At 63.0% G+C, this 15,660-nt stretch carries 9 protein-coding genes; 8 read left to right on the top strand and 1 reads right to left on the bottom strand.

All coding sequences use genetic code 11. The features are described from left to right. The first annotated feature begins 46 nt into the window (after positions 1–46). Positions 47–796: an SDR family oxidoreductase gene (locus tag AADW22_RS16485; RefSeq protein WP_005848987.1), complete on the top strand. Its 750-nt coding sequence runs from the start codon at positions 47–49 to the stop codon at positions 794–796. A 71-nt stretch (positions 797–867) separates the two neighbouring features. Here the strand turns inward: AADW22_RS16485 and AADW22_RS16480 are convergent, their stop codons facing one another. Further along, positions 868–2,553 (bottom strand): thiamine pyrophosphate-dependent enzyme, encoded by a 1,686-nt coding sequence (locus AADW22_RS16480; protein WP_288960709.1) that lies wholly within the window; start codon positions 2,551–2,553, stop codon positions 868–870. 192 nt (positions 2,554–2,745) lie between these two features. Between AADW22_RS16480 and AADW22_RS16475 the strand changes: the two genes are divergently transcribed. The 7 genes from AADW22_RS16475 to AADW22_RS16445 all read left to right on the top strand — a co-directional run bounded on the left by AADW22_RS16475 (position 2,746) and on the right by AADW22_RS16445 (position 15,614). Further along, complete coding sequence (locus AADW22_RS16475; RefSeq protein ID WP_407474709.1) at positions 2,746–4,377, top strand: hypothetical protein; 1,632 nt, start codon at positions 2,746–2,748, stop codon at positions 4,375–4,377. Between the two features lie 55 nt (positions 4,378–4,432). Next, positions 4,433–9,295, top strand: coding sequence for a cytochrome P450 (locus AADW22_RS16470; protein WP_407474708.1), 4,863 nt, complete (start codon positions 4,433–4,435; stop codon positions 9,293–9,295). A gap of 192 nt (positions 9,296–9,487) precedes the next feature. After that, a complete protein-coding gene (locus AADW22_RS16465; protein ID WP_235208571.1) occupies positions 9,488–10,480 on the top strand; it encodes a transferrin-binding protein-like solute binding protein in 993 nt (330 codons plus the stop codon). 164 nt (positions 10,481–10,644) lie between these two features. Then, positions 10,645–11,925, top strand: a complete 1,281-nt coding sequence (locus AADW22_RS16460) for a surface lipoprotein assembly modifier (protein ID WP_037966667.1) — start codon at positions 10,645–10,647, stop codon at positions 11,923–11,925. Between the two features lie 220 nt (positions 11,926–12,145). Further along, complete coding sequence (locus AADW22_RS16455) at positions 12,146–13,633, top strand: aldehyde dehydrogenase family protein (protein ID WP_407474707.1); 1,488 nt, start codon at positions 12,146–12,148, stop codon at positions 13,631–13,633. A gap of 30 nt (positions 13,634–13,663) precedes the next feature. Next, on the top strand, positions 13,664–14,545 hold the full coding sequence (locus AADW22_RS16450) for an NAD(P)-dependent oxidoreductase (protein ID WP_288960705.1): 882 nt from the start codon (positions 13,664–13,666) through the stop codon (positions 14,543–14,545). Between the two features lie 88 nt (positions 14,546–14,633). After that, the gene (locus AADW22_RS16445) at positions 14,634–15,614 is read left to right on the top strand and encodes a TRAP transporter substrate-binding protein (RefSeq protein ID WP_168592472.1); all 981 of its coding nucleotides are present in this window, start codon (positions 14,634–14,636) and stop codon (positions 15,612–15,614) included. The last annotated feature ends 46 nt before the right edge of the window (positions 15,615–15,660 follow it).

The following is a 15,660-nucleotide window of genomic DNA, read 5'->3' as shown; positions in this document are numbered from 1 at the left end:
TGGTATAAATCAGCTTGCGCGGATCACAAAGGCGCAGATCGGGGGGATGATGGAGAGGAAGATTGCACTGGTTACCGGCGGGGGCAGCGGCGTCGGGCGCGCCTGCGCCGCAGCGCTGGCAGAGGCGGGGTTTACGCTGGTGCTGACGGGGCGTCGGATGGCCCCGCTAGAGGAGGCCCGCGCCGCGTTGGCGGGGGAGGGGCATCTGGCGATCACCGCCGATGTCGGGGTCGAGGCGGATGTGCTGGCGCTGTTTGACCAGATCGAGGCGCAGTTCGGACGGTTGGACCTGCTGTTCAACAACGCGGGCGTCAACGCCCCCGCGGTCGAGATTGACGACCTGTCGCTGGACGACTGGAACGCCATTGTGGCCGCGAACCTCACAGGGTCGTTTCTATGCGCGCGCGCGGCTTTCGGGTTGATGAAACGGCAGTCGCCCAAGGGCGGGCGGATCATCAACAACGGGTCGATCTCTGCCCATGTGCCGCGCCCGTTCTCGGCACCCTACACGGCGACGAAACATGCGGTGACGGGGCTGACGCGGTCGCTGTCGCTGGACGGGCGGGCGCATGACATCGCTTGTGGTCAGATCGACATCGGCAATGCCGCCAGCGAGATGACAGAGCAGATGGCCCAGGGTGTGCTGCAACCGGATGGGTCACGTCGGGCAGAGCCGCGCATGGATGTAGAGGATGTGGGCCGCACGCTGGTCTATATGGCAAGCCTGCCGCCTGCTTCAAACGCCATGTTCGTGACGGTGATGGCGACCAAGATGCCCTTTATCGGGCGCGGCTAGAGGAGGGGCCCCGCCCGCGAGAAATTAGCGGGCGGGGTGCTGTTATGTGTCTCTAGTACGGGGTTTAGAGCCTACTTCTTTGCCGCATCGCGCAGTTTCGTGATCGTGGTGCGGGTAGAGATCTGTTCGGGGTTGGTGACCAGTTCGATCAAGGCCGGGCGACCGCTGGCGCGGGCACGGTCAAAGGCGGCAGCGAAGTCGGCGGTTTTGGTCACGCGTTCCGCATGCGCGCCGTAACCCTCGGCCATTTTGCAGAAATCCTGATTGATCAGCGTGGTGCCCGAAATGCGTTCGGGGTGGTCGCGTTCCTGATGCATGCGGATAGTGCCGTAGATGCCGTTGTTGAACAGCAGCACGATCGGCGTTGCCCCGTATTGCGCGGCGGTGGCGAGCTCTTGCCCGCTCATCATGAAGCCGCCATCGCCGACGAATGACAGCACCAGCTGATCCTTATGCGCCAGCGCCGCAGAGACGCCCGCCGGAACGGAATACCCCATCGCGCCACAGGTCGACCCTACGATGCGCCCCGGGCGGCCAAAACGCAGATAGCGTTGTGCCCAGCCGGTGTGGTTGCCCGCGTCCAGTGTCACGATTGTATCTTGCGGCAGACTATCGCGGATCTGGCAAAGGGCGACGCCCATGTCGAGCTCCCATTCCGCGCCATTGGGGCTGTCGGTGTCGGTCAGGTAATCGCCATGCAGCTTAGCGCACCAATCCTGCCAATCGTCAGCGCGGCCCAGATCAAGATCATCAAGCGCCGCTGCCGCAGCGGCGGGGGAGGCGGCAAAGCCGAGGTCGGGGGAATAGACGCGGCCGATCTCGTCCGCGTCAGGGTGCAGGTGCACCAGACGGGTATCGGGGTTGGGCGATTGCAGGGTGGTGTAGGTCTTGGTCGTCATCTCGCCCAAGCGGGCACCGATGACGATCAGCAGGTCGGCCTCTTTCTGGTGCGCAAAAAGCGTCGGCGCGGTGGAGGTGCCGAAATCGCCCGCAAAGACGGGCGACAGGTTGTGCACGATATCCTGTCGCCGGAAGGAGGTGGCGACGGGGATGTTGTTGGTCTCGGCAAAGCGGGTGATCGCGGCGGCGGCATCCTCGGTCCAGCCGGAGCCGCCAAGCAGCATCAGCGGGCGTTTGGCCTGTGCGATCTCGTCCTTCAGCGCGTCTACATTTGCTGTCGAAAGCTGGGCCTGCGTGGCGCTATAGGGCCGCGCGTCGGCGACTTCGACGATATCGGTCAACATGTCTTCGGGCAGGGCGATGACAACCGGACCGGGCCGACCAGAGGTGGCGACGCGGAAGGCGCGGGCCATATATTCAGGCACCCGCGACGCATCGTCGATCTGGGTCGCCCATTTGGCGATAGGGCCAAACATGGCGCGGTAGTCGACTTCCTGAAAAGCTTCGCGGTCGGTGGTGTCGCGGGCGATCTGGCCCACCAGCAGGATCATCGGCGTGCTATCTTGTTGCGCGATATGCACGCCAATGGCGGCGTGGCAGGCGCCGGGGCCGCGGGTGACCATGCAGATGCCGGGGGTGCCGTGCAGCTTGCCGTAGGTTTCGGCCATATTCGCCGCACCGGCCTCGTGGCGGGCGTTGATCAGGGTGAACCGGTCTTGCACGTCATGCAGCGCGTCCAGCACCTCGAGGTAGCTTTCACCGGGCACGCAATAGGCGGTGTCGGCCCCGTGGATCAAAAGCTGGTCCACAAGGACCTGTCCGCCGGTCCGGCGTTTGAGGGGGGCGTTCTGGGTCATTGGTCGGGCTCCGTCCATGTCATCTGGTATTTTCGATTGCCGAAGATGCAGCACGCTGGGGCAGGTTTTGCAATGCCGTTAGGGAAACATTGGCGGTGAAAAAAAATTGACGGATGGAAACGTATCCCGCACACTCAACCATGACGAAAGTGGTGGGTAGTTTTGGCGGATGGTTCTCATAAAACTCTAGGATTGCAGCTAAATGTCATCGGGCCGTTCGATTTGCGGCGCACCGATGGGTCACGTGTCACCATCACCTCGAAGAAGGCGCGCGCTGTGCTGGCGATGTTGGCGGTCGCCCCCGGTGGCAGGCGCGAAAGACGTTGGTTGCAATACAAGCTATGGAGCGAACGCGGAGAGCGTGAAGGTGCGGCCAGCCTGCGCCAGACGCTGTCGGCCCTGCGCCGTGCGCTTGCCCCGATGGGCGATGTGCTGGAGGCGGATCGCACCACGGTCACGCTGTCGCTGAGCGAGGTCGCGGTAGATGCGCTTGAGCTTTCGTCGGTGGCGCAGCGGTTGCCGGGGCAGGCGGAGTTCCTTGAAGGGCTTGATATCAGGGACCCCGAATTCGACAACTGGCTGCGCGAGCAACGCGCTTTCTGGTCCCGCCAGCTAGAGACGTCGCAGGGCGGTCCCGACCCGTCAGAGGTTGACTTCGCCCCACCGCTGGATGTGCCCTGCGTGACGCTCATGCCCTTTGCCAGTGCCGAGCCGCTGACCCCTCAGGCGCAAGAGCTGGCAGAGCAGGTGTTGGACCAGCTGGCGCGGCATCGTTGGATCAGCTTTATGGATTGGGCCGTGCACAGTGGCCGCAGCGCCGCCGGTGCCGCGCGGCCTGCGACGGCGAATTACGTGGTGACCGGCCAGTTGCGCCAGAGCAGCGGGCGGTTGGTCTTGATGGTTGAGCTGACGCATCTGACCACGGGGCAATCGGTGAAACGCGCGCAATTTATCGCGCCGCTGGCCGATGCTGCCGATATCGGGGCGGGGTTTGCCGCAGTCGCGCGGGATATGGCGATCGAGGTGGCGGGGAATTTCAGCTGTGCCTTGGCGCAATCCTACGAACAGCGGTCCCAGTCGCGGCCGGCACAAAGTGACGAGGCGCTGGTGTGGCAGGGGCGCTGGCATATCAACCGCCTCACGGCCGAGGATTTCGAGAAGGCGCAGGCGATCTTCGAGGATATCATCGCGCGCAACCCCGGTCATATAGAGGCCCATGTCTATCTTGCGCTGACCACGCTGTGGCGGGTCTGGACCTGCCGCGCCGATCCGCGTGACATCAAGCTGGCGCGGCGACAGGCGCAAAAGGCGATCAAGCTGGATGTGTCGGACGGGCGGGGCTATTGGATCGCGGGCTGTGCGGAATGTTGGCTGGGCAACAAGACGGCCGCTGTGCATTACACGGACGAGGCGATCCGGCTGTGCCCCTCGCTGGCCTTTGCCCATGACCAGCGCGGCACGAATCTGGCCTATGATGGCAATCCCTTGGCCGCGCTGGAGGCGCTGGAACACGCGATCCGCCTGTCGCCCCACCACCCGCAGCGCTTCTGTTTCGAGGGGGAGACAGCCCTTGCCGCGCTGCTGGCCGGGGATCTGTCGGCCGCATTGCAGCACGCGGATCACGCCTTGTTGCTGCGCCCCGCCTATTGGTACGCCCATATGGTCAAGGTCCTGGCGCTGCACCGCATGGGCCGCCCCGACGCCGTGGCGCGTGCCAAGCGCGACCTGTACGAGTTCGAGCCCCGTTTCAACCGCAGCTATATCAACTGGCTTCCCTTTTCGGACCGGTCGCTGAACGCGCGTATGATTGAAGAGATGTTCTAGGTACGGCGCGCCGGCTGGTGACCCCCGGGGGGCCTTTGCAGAAGGCATCCGACGCATGACGAAATATGCAGACAACTACGCTGGTATCCGGCAAGCGCAGGCGGAGGAGCGGGCGCATCCCTCTGATCTGGGAACGCGGCATTTCACGCTTGACGCGCTGAACGGCAGTTGGGTCGCACAGCTGCAAAGCCGGATCACGCAAGGGCTGATGAAACATGGCGGGCTGCGCCTGATGCAGCGGATTGCGCCGGTGGTGCGGTTGGGGCCGTATCATTTTGTCACGCGCCACGCTGATATTGTCGCGGCATTGCATCGGCCCGATGTTTTCGGCGTGCCCTTTGGCCCCGAGATGGAAGAGATGGCAGGCCCGCCGGTGTTTGCCTTGGGCGATGATGCACAGACCCATGCCGCGCAGATGGCGATTTTGCGCGATCCTTGGGCGGCGATTGATCCGGTGACCCATGTGCGCCCTGTGGTGCGCCGCGTGACCGAAGCCTTGCTGGAGGATAGCGGCGGGCAGATCGACATGGCGCGCGATGTCTTTATGCGCGTCACGGCAGAGGCCTGTCTGAAGACCTTTGGCATCGCGGCACCGAGCGCGGAAAACTTTGCCGCGTTTTCGGCGGCCTGTTCCTCGCTGATCTTTGCCGACCCCTCGGGCACGCCTGCGGTGCGTCGGCAGGCGATGATCGGGGCCAAGCGCATCTGCGATCTGCTGGATGCCAGCATCGACGCCTATGCCAAGCTGTCCGCCGACGAACGTGCGGACCCGGCACAGGCGGGGTTCTTGCAAGGGTTGATGGATCAGGTCGCGCGGCAGGGCGATGGCGGGCCGGTTTGGGAACAGTCGGACAAAGACACCGTGCGGGTGATCCTGTTCGGGGTGATCACCGGCTTTGTGCCCACCACCGCGCTTGCGGCGGGCAAGATACTCGATCAGATGCGCCGCAAGCCGGACCAGTTCCATCAGGCGCTGCGCTGTGCCGCGCGGGCCGAAGCCACCCCCGATGACCCGCAGGCGCGCGTGGCCCTGCGCGACATATTGTTCGAGATCGCCCGCTTTAACCCGTCGCTTTTTCCCGGCCAGTTCCGCCTGCGTAAAGAGGCCGGCGATACCCACGGCCTGCCCGAGGCGCTGAGGCGGATCAAACCCGGTGCCGTGGTCATTCTGGCAACAGCGCAAGCCCTGCATGATCCGCGAGTGGTGAAACACCCCAACCGCTTCATGCCCGGCGAAGGGTTCCTGGCCAAGGACGGCACCACGCTGCCGGATCTGTCCTTTGGTTTGGGGATGCATCACTGTCTGGGGCACGAGATGGCGCATGAGATCATCACCGAGGCATTCCAGATCATCCTGTCGCGCCCCGGCATCGCCTTTCTGCCCGAGCGGCCAAAGTTCTATGGCCCCTATCTGGGCCGCTTGCGGATGCGGTTCGACATGGTGGAAGGCCACGCGGCACAGTCGACGATCGTGGCACCAGTGCCCTTGAAAGAGGGTGTGGATATAGAGGCGCTGCGCGCGGTCTTGGCGGGGTTGCAGGAGGAGACGTTGGATTTGAAGCAGGGGCTTGAGGGCACGGGGATCGTGCATTTCGCAAGCCTCAATCTGGTCAATCTGGGGGCCGAGACGCGGCTTGATGCGCGGCCCACGCATCTGCTGGCAGAGTTCAACACCGATGGCATGCCGCGGGACGCGCTGGCGCGGCTGGCGCAACGGATCGACGCGCCCTGTTCGACAGTGCTGCCGTTTCTGAAAGATGCGCAGGGCGGGTTTATCGCGGCGGTGCGCGCGCATCTGCTACATCCCGATACCAAGCCCTGGGGCACCATCGGGGTGAACTTCAACGGCACCGAACATATGCCCGTGCGCCAGATCGAGGAGGAGAAAAACCTCTATGACTGGGCCGAGGCGCAGGTGCGGCAGCGCGCAGCCGAGGGCACTACGGACCCCGCCGATCTGGTCGCCGATATCCGCAAGCAGATGCAGGAGGACCCTGCGAAAGCGGCGCTGCTGTACCGCCCATCCCATCGCTATCCGCGTTTCTCGCGGCACAAGGATTTCCCCTTCTCGGGGTTTATCGCGAAATATGCGGTGCTGGGGCTTAAGCCCTTGGCGGTCTTTGCGCTGCTGGCGCTGGTGCTGCCTGTGGGGCTGGTCGCCTTTGGTCTTGTCAGTCTGCTGCAGGCGGCGGATGTCTATGTCTCGCTGTGGATGGTGCCGCTGTTGCTGGGGCTTACGGTGGCGGGCGGGGTGCTGGCATGGTTGCGGCGGGTCGAGACGCGCGAGACGCCGGATGACCGCTATGCGCCTCATGATCACGTCGCCGCCGTGCAAGCGATGGAGGATCTGCCCGGCTATGCGCAGAACCACATCACCTCGGTCAGTGCCTTGAAGCCCGGCCTGCTGCGGCGGCTGACCACGGCGCTGGCGTTCCACATCATCAAATATATGAAAATCCTGTGGTTCCGCCCCGGCTTTGTCACCGATTTCGCCACCATCCATTATGCGCGCTGGTACTGCCCCAAAGGCAGTCAAAAGCTGATCTTTCAGGGCAATTACGACGGCAGCTGGGAAAGCTACCTAGAGGATTTCATCACCAAGGTGCACCGTGGGCAGACGATGGCGTGGAACAACTGCGTGGGGTTTCCGCGCAGCCGGTGGTTTTTTCTGGATGGGGCGCAGGACGGTGACAGGTTCAAACGCTGGGTGCGGCGCCAGCAGGTGCAGACGCAGGTCTGGTACAGCCGCTTTCCGCAGCTGACCACTGGGATGATCCGCACCAATGCGCTGGTGCGCGACGGGCTGGCGCGGGCGCTGACCCATGACGAATATCGCGCATGGGCCAACCTATTCTACACCGCGCCGCGCCCCGCCGATGCGATCGAGACGGACCAGGTGCAGACCTTGCTGTTCAACGGGCTGGGGCGGCATCCGTTGATGACTGCGCGGGTGCTGCGCTTTGACACGGGGCAGGGGGGCAAACGCCTGATCGCGCAGTTGCTGCAAGAGGCGCGCAATGCCGAGACCCCCGGTGCGCCCTGGGATGCGCGGCTGAGCTTTGGCGACGCCTATCCCGATTATCCGGCGCATTTCATTGCCCTGTCCTCTGGCGGGCTGTCGCTGCTGGGGTTTCCCGACACGCCCCACGACGGGCGCGCGACGTTGCCCCACGCCTTTGCCAGCGGCATGGCGGCACGGGGGCGGGTGTTGGGCGATGCGGGCACGCCCGCCGATCCCGCCCGCTGGCGGTGGAGCGACGGTGCCGCGCACGCTTTGCTGCTGTCCTATGCCCGCGATCCTTCGGAGCAGGCGGCGACGGACGACACGCTGACCGTGATGTTCGAGCAATATGGCATCGCGGTGGACAGCATCGTGCGAGCGGATCTGCAACGCCGCGGCTTGGCCCATAGCGACGGGTTCGGCACGCGTGACGGTATCTCGCAGCCGATCATGCGCCACACCCAGGCCTTTGCCAAAGGCAAGGCCGCGCCGGATGATGTGGTCGGCGCGGGGGAGTTCATCCTGGGGTATCCCGATTCCCGGGGCTACCTGCCGCTGGCGATCACCGTGCCCGCCGATACGCCGGCGGCGCAGGGGCTGTCGGCGGTCGAGCGGCCGGTGACGGATCTGGTGCCGCGCTTTGGGCGGCTGCATCTGGGGGACCAGCGTGATTTTGGCCGCGGCGGGAGCTTTCTGGCGGTGCGGCAGATCTTGCACAATGACAAGGCTTTGAAGGATTTTGTGGCGACCAAGGCGCGCGGGCTTGAGGCGCGACATCTGCCGCAAAAGGGCATCGCGGATGCGATCCGCGAGGATATGCAGGCCGACATCAGGATCCGGCAGGGCGACCACATGCCCGGCGACAAGGATATCGTGCTGGGGGATATGCAGCGCGGGCAGATGGATCAGTCGCCCTATGGCGATGTGCCTATGGGGCCGGATGCACGGCAGATCTGGATGGAGCAATGGATCACCGCCAAGATCATCGGTCGGTGGGCGGACGGCAGTTCACTTGCGCGCAACCCGTCGGTGTCGCGCAGCCTGCGCAACCGCGCGCGCTATCACGCGGTCGTGCGTCGCTATGTCGGGCTGCGCCTCAAGGCATTGCAGGCCGCCACGGGCCAGCGCCCTGCGACCGACGGCCATCTTGTTGCGCTGCAGCAGTTCCTTGACCGGACACGCACGCCAAGGGGAAGCGGCCGTTTGGGCGTGTATGGCGGGCTGAGCATGGATGAGACGATCTGGACGGCGCAGGGCTGGGCCGCGTTCAACGATGCCTTGTCAGAGCTGGAGCATGAGGTCGGCCCCCTTGGCATACCACGCGATCTGCTGCGGCCGGTGATCCCCGACAATGATTTCCGCCACGGTGAGGACGACCCCTTGGGGCTGTATTGCCCGATCGGGTCGCATATCCGCCGCGCCAACCCGCGCGACAGTTTCCGCCCCGGTCACGAGATCACATTGCAGATCAACAACCGCCATCGGCTGTTGCGGCGGGGCCGGACCTATAGCAGCGCGTTTGACACGCCGCAGGACGCAGGTTTGGTCGACGCGGGCTGGGTGCGGCGCGATACCGAAACTGTACCGCCGGTTGAGCAAGAGGAAGGCACCTTCTTTATGTGCTTTAACGCCAATATCGAACGGCAGTTCGAGTTCGTGCAGCAGACCTGGATCAACGCCGACGGGTTCCACGGCGGGCGGCATGGGCCAGACCCGTTGATCACGCCGAAACAGAAGGGTGATACGTTCATTATTCCGGGGTCGGAGGAGTCGCTGGCGCTGGATATGTGCCCGATGTCCCGCGCGGAAGGGGAGGGGGTCGCGCAACCTGCGCCGGTGGATTTCACCCGAACGGTGGCGGGGGGGTACTTCTTTATGCCAAGCAAACAGGCGCTGGCATATCTGTCGCAACTATAGGTTAGGCCCCTGAGCGTTTAGCGATGAAAAACCGCCTGATGCGTTCTTTTTTCACGATTTTTTCACGGAGCGCCGCGCAAAAAATTACGGTACGTTTACGGTCGATTTTTAACCTTTCTTAACCTGCTGCGATTTCGGCAGGCACCCGCCCGCTTGGGGCTATTTAGAAAGGGCATTCAAATGAAACTTTACATGCAACTGATGACAACGACCGCGCTGGCGCTGAGCGTCGCGGCCTGCGGGTCATCGAACGGGGTCGACAAGGTGATTGATGTGACAGACATCACCGAAGAGGCGCAGGCCAAACGGACCTTTGCAACAGACGAGGATGGTGATCCGGTCGATGCCGGTGCTGCTATTGCGTCCGGCAAGACGCTGACCGCGCGCGCCGTGGGCGTCGCCTTGCAGAACCTGAACTATCACACCGGGGAAACCAGCACGACGACTGATGTCACCGCGTCGATCAAGCGCAATGATGATGGCGCGCTGACCGTGACCATCGACGGCGAAGAGCTGGCGTTCACCCCTGCCGACGTGAATGGCGAAGGTGACGGCTACGAGGTCGAGGTGGATGGCAAATTCGCCGGGGTCTATAACTTTAATGGTCCGGTCGAAGAACTGCTGACGGCGGGCAATGGCTTTGCCCAGGTGGTAAGCATTTTCCGGACATCCGAGAACGCCGAAGGTCATGTGTCGGGTGACAATACCTTTGCGATCTTTGGCACAGAGACGGCGGATGAAGATCTGAAGGATCTGCCAAAAGCCGAATATACGGGCCGGTCGCGGATCAACGTCGTGCCAAACAGCGGCTTCGAGTCGAACAGCGAAAGCCGGTACAAGGTGCGTAGCGAGATCGCGATGACGGCAGACTTTGGCGCCGGCGAGATCTGGGGCACCATCGGGAACACCACCATCGAAGACCCCGAAGACGGTGAACGTGATGCCGTTGAAGGGACCATCGCGATGGATAAAACCACGTTCGACAACAATGGTTTTGCCGGGACGTTGACGGCAGATGCGGACTTCATCAGCGATATCGACGTCAATAGTGCCGAAGGGACGTACTCCGGTGCGTTCTATGGGCCAAATGCCGAACAGGTTGCCGGTGCGCTGACATTTGGTATCGGCGCTGACGACGGGTCGCTGAACGGGAACGGCTACTTCTCGGCCGACAAAGTCGACTAAGGTCGACGACAACGGGATAGAGAAGCGTCGATCAAATTACGGGTCCCGCTTCTCTGGGCGTGGGCATGACCTCAAGCCATGCCTGCGTCTCCCCATTATTTCATGTGGGAGACGCAGTGCAGAGTTCAGGTTTCACGCCGATTTAACTGCTTGAGGGTTAATCCATGAAACATCTTCTTTTTGCCGCCCTGATGGGCGTTCTTTTGGCGTGCCAATCGCCCGGACAGGCGCAGGCCGCGACACCACAGGACTATCTGGAACAGGGAAACTATGACGCCGCGCGGGCCAGCCTGGCGCAGTTGGTCAAGGGGGATCCGAACGGGCCGTTGCATCAGGCCTATCTGGAAGGTCAAATCCTGATGCGCCAGAACCAGCCTGCGGCGGCGGTTGATCTGTTTCGCGATCTGGTACGCATCGCGCCCGATTATGAACCGGCAAGACGAGAGCTGACCCTGCTGCTGGCCTATCGCGGTGATGTGACCGCTGCGCGCTATCATGCGGAACGGTTGGTCGCGGAAACCGCCGACGAACAGCTGCGCGCCGGATTGCAGACCTTTATCCTGAACAATACCTCGCGCAAGCCCGGCGGCTTTGCCCTGCGGTTCGCGCTGTTGCCGTCGTCGAACCAGACCCGCGGCAGTGCCGAGCAGGAAATCCTGATTGGCGGGGTGCCGTTCACGCTGAACCCTGCGTCGCGCGCGTCTTCCGGGGTGGGGCTGGCGATTGGGGGCACCGCGTGGCGGCGCTGGCAGTGGAATGAAAGATGGTCCGGCGTGGGCACCGCCAGTCTGGATGCGAAATTCTACGATTCCGCGCTGAACACGGAAACCACGGCCGTCGCACGGTTCGATGTCATTCGAGGCGGGCAGCGGGGGCGGTTCTCTTTCGGGCCGATTGCCGAGCTGAGCTTTTCTGATTCAGACATCGTGCGACGACGGTGGGGGGCGGAGCTGCGCGGAGCCTATCAGCTGCGTCCGCGTGATCTGGTGTCGGGTGCGCTTCGGTTTGATCGGCAGACCTATGACCAAAGCCCGTTTCGGGACGGGCACCGGATGCGGGCTTCGGTCTCGTACCAACATCGGCTGACGCCGACGCTCGGGCTGTCCTTCGGCCTGTCGCAGCTGCGCGAAACGACACAGCGCGCGCATCTGGATCACCATGAAACCGGCGTGTCGATGGGGATCGACAAACAGTGGAAATCGGGCCTCTCGACCGGCGTGATACTGGCATACGAACAGGACAGATACGACGGCATCTTCCCCGGTACTACGACCCCGCGCGAAGATGACACCACCAGCCTCACCTTCACCGTGCAGCACAATAAGGTGCAGATCGGGAAATACGTGCCGCGCATCACCTATACCTACACGCGGGCGAAATCGAATGTGGCGTTGTTCGACTATGACAGCCACGACATCGGGGCGAGTCTCTCGCTCAAGTTCTGACGCGGGGCGGGCGGCCTGATGGGGTGCCCCTTCCCGCAAACACCAAAGAGACGGCCCGAATATCCTGACAAAACACAGGTTTGCGGGCCATTCGGGCATACCTTTGCCGTAAAACTTTCAAAAAGTTGGATTAATTCGCCTGCCTTACCTTGCGGCGCCTCGATCCGAGGTGCAGAAAGACGCCATCTACGCGGTGGTCTGCAAAGCAAGGGAGACACGTATGAAAGACTGGAACGCTTTGGCGAGCGCGCTGTATGACGGCAGCTTTCGGCCGATGTTCATCAACGGTAAATGGTGTCCGGCCCAATCGGGCGCAGAGATGGATGCGCGCAATCCGGCGAACGGGTCTTTGCTGGCGACTGTACCGCAGGGGGGCGCGGCGGATATTGATGCCGCCGTAAAAGCCGCCCGCGCGGCGTTCGAGGGGCCTTGGGCCAAGTTCACCCCGTTCGAGCGTCAGGCGCTGCTGCTGCGCATCGCCGACAAGTTCGAGGCAGAATGGGAACGCCTGTGTCTTTCGGACACGTTGGATATGGGGATGCCGATCCAGCGCACGCTGGCCAACAGCCGTCGCGTGTTGGGGATGTTGCGGTTCTATGCGGGGCAGGCGGTGATGATCCATGGCCAGACGATCCCGAACTCCTTCCCCGGCGAGATTTATTCATCCACTGTGCGTGAACCCGTGGGCGTGGTCGGGGCGATCATCCCGTGGAACGCGCCAATCGCCGGTTCCGTCTGGAAGATCGCGCCCGCGCTGGCGACCGGCTGCACCGTGGTGTTGAAACCGTCCGAGGAGGCGTCGCTGACCGTGCTGATGATCGCGCGGTTGATGCAAGAGGCGGGGCTGCCCGACGGGGTGTTGAATGTGGTGACCGGATTGGGGTCTGATGCCGGTGCCGCGCTGGCGGCGCATCCGGATGTGGACAAGATCGTGTTCACCGGCTCAACCGCCACCGGTCAGGCGATTGCCCGCGCGGCGACGGGCACGTTGAAACGCGTCTCGCTTGAGCTGGGGGGTAAATCGCCGGTCATCGTCTGCAAGGATGCGGATATCGACAAGGCGGTGCCCGTGGCCGCGATGTCGGTCTTTGCCAATTCGGGTCAGATCTGCATCGCCGGATCGCGGCTGTTTGTGGCGCGCGAGATCCATGATGAATTCACCCGCCGCGTGGCGGAGTTTGCCGCGGGGCTGAAGATCGGGCAGGGGATTGACGAGGGTACGGATATCGGGCCCATCATCTCGGCCCGTCAGGCCGAACGGATCGCCGGTTTCCTGTCGGACGGTCCGGCCGAGGGCGCAACGGTTCTGACCGGCGGGCAACGTGCCGAAGGGGCGGCGCTGGAGGGTGGGCATTTCATCCAGCCCACCGTTTTTGGCGGCGTCACCGACGACATGCGCATCGCCCGCGAAGAGATCTTCGGCCCCGTGATTTCCGCGCTGCCGTTTGATGATCTGGACGAGGTCGTGGCCCGCGCCAATGACACGCCCTATGGGTTGGCTGCTGGTGTATTCTCGACCAATCTGGGGACGGCGCACAAGCTGGCACATCGGCTGAAAGCAGGGTCCGTCTGGGTGAATATGTATCACGCCATTGATCCAGCGGTGCCTTTTGGCGGTGTCAAGATGTCGGGGTATGGCCGCGAAGGCGGGACCGAGCATCTGGAAGAATATCTGGACACCAAAGCGATCTGGATCAACGCGGAATAAACCGCGCTGCGGGACAAAGGGAGGAACGCGATGAAAGTTGGCATTATCGGTGTCGGTCTGATGGGCCACGGCATTGCGCGGAACGTCTTGCGCAAGGGCAAGTTCGAACTGGGCTTTCTGGATCACCCCGGCAACCAGCCGGTAGACGAGATTACGGGCCTTGGCGCTGTGGCGTATGACACGCCTGCCGCGCTGGCGGCGGTGAGTGATGTGATCATTCTCTGCGTCACCGGATCGCCTCAGGTGGAGGCGATTGTCACGGGCGATCACGGGCTGGTGTCGGCGTTGAAACCCGGCGCGGTGGTTGTCGATTGTTCCACCGCGCTGCCCGACAGCACCCTGCGTATGGGCGACGCGGTGCAGGCCGCGGGCGGGGCCTATCTGGATGCGCCAATGACGCGCACGGCGAAACATGCCCATGACGGGGCGTTGAACCTGTTGGTGGGGGGTGACGCCGCGGTGCTGGAAAAGGTCCGGCCCGTGCTGGCAAGCTTTACCGATACGGTCGACCACGTCGGTGCGCTTGGCCACGGGCACCGGTTGAAGTTGCTGCATAACTATGTGTCGGTGGGGTTCATGACCCTGCTGGCCGAGGCCGCAGCGCAGGCCGCCGATGCACAGATCGATCCGCAGGTCTTTGTGGATGTTCTGGCCGGTGGCGGCGGGGCCAGTGTCGCGCTGGACCGCCTTGCCCCCTATATCACGCAAGGTGACCGCGAAGGGCTGCCCTTTTTCGTCAGCAATGCACAAAAAGACATCGACTATTACCGTGCCATGTCGACCGCATCGGGGGCGCAACAGACCGTCGCCGATAACGTCTCTGCCGCGCTCGCCCGAACGGTCGAGGCGGGGCATGGTCAGGCCTATGTGCCCGAGCTGGTAAAGTTGTTCCGGAAATCCGCGCAGGGCTAAGCCAGCGTTGCGCGGTGCCACGAGGGCTGCATCTTGTCAGCTTTGGTGGGTTTAGATAGCACATCCACAAGGTTACTGGGAGGTTACCATGAAATTCAATCTGACACATTTTGCGGCCGCAAGCGCCTTTGTCGCGCTGGCGGGTGCCGCCGCCGCGCAGACCGAGATCAAGATCGGCTATGCTCTGGCCCCCGACAGCCACTACGGCGTCGCGGCGCAGAAATTCGAAGAGGTCGTGCTGGCGGAAACCGGCGACCAGTTCAGCTTCAAGCATTTCCCGTCCTCGGGTCTGGGCGGCGAACGCGAAGTGATCGAGGGGCTGCAACTGGGCACCATCGAGGCAACAATCGTGTCCTCGGGCACGCTGGCGAACTTCGTCCCCTCCACCGGTGTTTTTGACATTCCGTTCCTGTTCAGCGGGTTGGACCACGCCCGCGCCGTGCTGGACGGGCCCATCGGTCAGGACATTCTGGGCGAGTTCGACACTGTCGGCCTGCACGGTCTGGCATGGGGCGAACAGGGCTTTCGCCACATCACCAACAACCGCAATGCGATCCACACGCCTGCCGATGTCGAAGGGCTGAAGATCCGCACGATGGAAAACCCCGTGCATCTCGCGGCCTTCGACGCCATGGGAGCCGCCCCCACGCCGATGGCTTGGCCCGAAGTGATTTCGTCGTTGCAGCAAGGTGTGATCGACGGTCAGGAAAACCCGCTGTCGGTGATCGTTTCGGTCAAGCTGAACGAAGTTCAGAAATATCTGACCCTGTCGGGCCACGTCTATTCGCCCGCGATGCTGCTGGTGTCCAAACCTTTCTGGGACGGGCTGGACGATGATCAGAAAGCCGCGATGGAAAAAGCCGCAACTGAAGCGGCTGCCGCGATGCGGGGCTATGTCGACAATGTGGAAACCTCGGGTGTGGAAACGCTGAAAGAGCGTGGCATGGAAGTAAACGCCCTGTCCGCCGAAGAGAAAGCCGCGTTTCAGGCGTCGATCAAATCGGCCTATGAAGGCTACTATGACACCTACGGCCAAGAGCTGGTCGACTCGATCGTAAACTTCGAGTGAGCAATACCGCCGGCATCCAACGGGTGCCGGCGACATCGGGCGAGGG

The sequence above is a fragment of the Sulfitobacter sp. PM12 genome (genome assembly GCF_045586035.1).
GTDB classification, from domain to species: domain Bacteria; phylum Pseudomonadota; class Alphaproteobacteria; order Rhodobacterales; family Rhodobacteraceae; genus Sulfitobacter; species Sulfitobacter pontiacus.
This window is presented reverse-complemented; position numbering and strand designations above follow the sequence as displayed.

Excerpts from the sequence above, each read along its gene's own strand:
- AADW22_RS16450 (WP_288960705.1), top strand. The coding sequence starts at position 13,664 with ATGAAAGTTGGCATTATCGGTGTCGGTCTGATGGGCCACGGCATTGCG.
- AADW22_RS16445 (WP_168592472.1), top strand. The coding sequence starts at position 14,634 with ATGAAATTCAATCTGACACATTTTGCGGCCGCAAGCGCCTTTGTCGCG.
- AADW22_RS16485 (WP_005848987.1), top strand. The coding sequence starts at position 47 with ATGATGGAGAGGAAGATTGCACTGGTTACCGGCGGGGGCAGCGGCGTC.
- AADW22_RS16465 (WP_235208571.1), top strand. The coding sequence starts at position 9,488 with ATGCAACTGATGACAACGACCGCGCTGGCGCTGAGCGTCGCGGCCTGC.
- AADW22_RS16470 (WP_407474708.1), top strand. The coding sequence starts at position 4,433 with ATGACGAAATATGCAGACAACTACGCTGGTATCCGGCAAGCGCAGGCG.
- AADW22_RS16455 (WP_407474707.1), top strand. The coding sequence starts at position 12,146 with ATGAAAGACTGGAACGCTTTGGCGAGCGCGCTGTATGACGGCAGCTTT.
- AADW22_RS16460 (WP_037966667.1), top strand. The coding sequence starts at position 10,645 with ATGAAACATCTTCTTTTTGCCGCCCTGATGGGCGTTCTTTTGGCGTGC.
- AADW22_RS16480 (WP_288960709.1), bottom strand. The coding sequence starts at position 2,553 with ATGACCCAGAACGCCCCCCTCAAACGCCGGACCGGCGGACAGGTCCTT.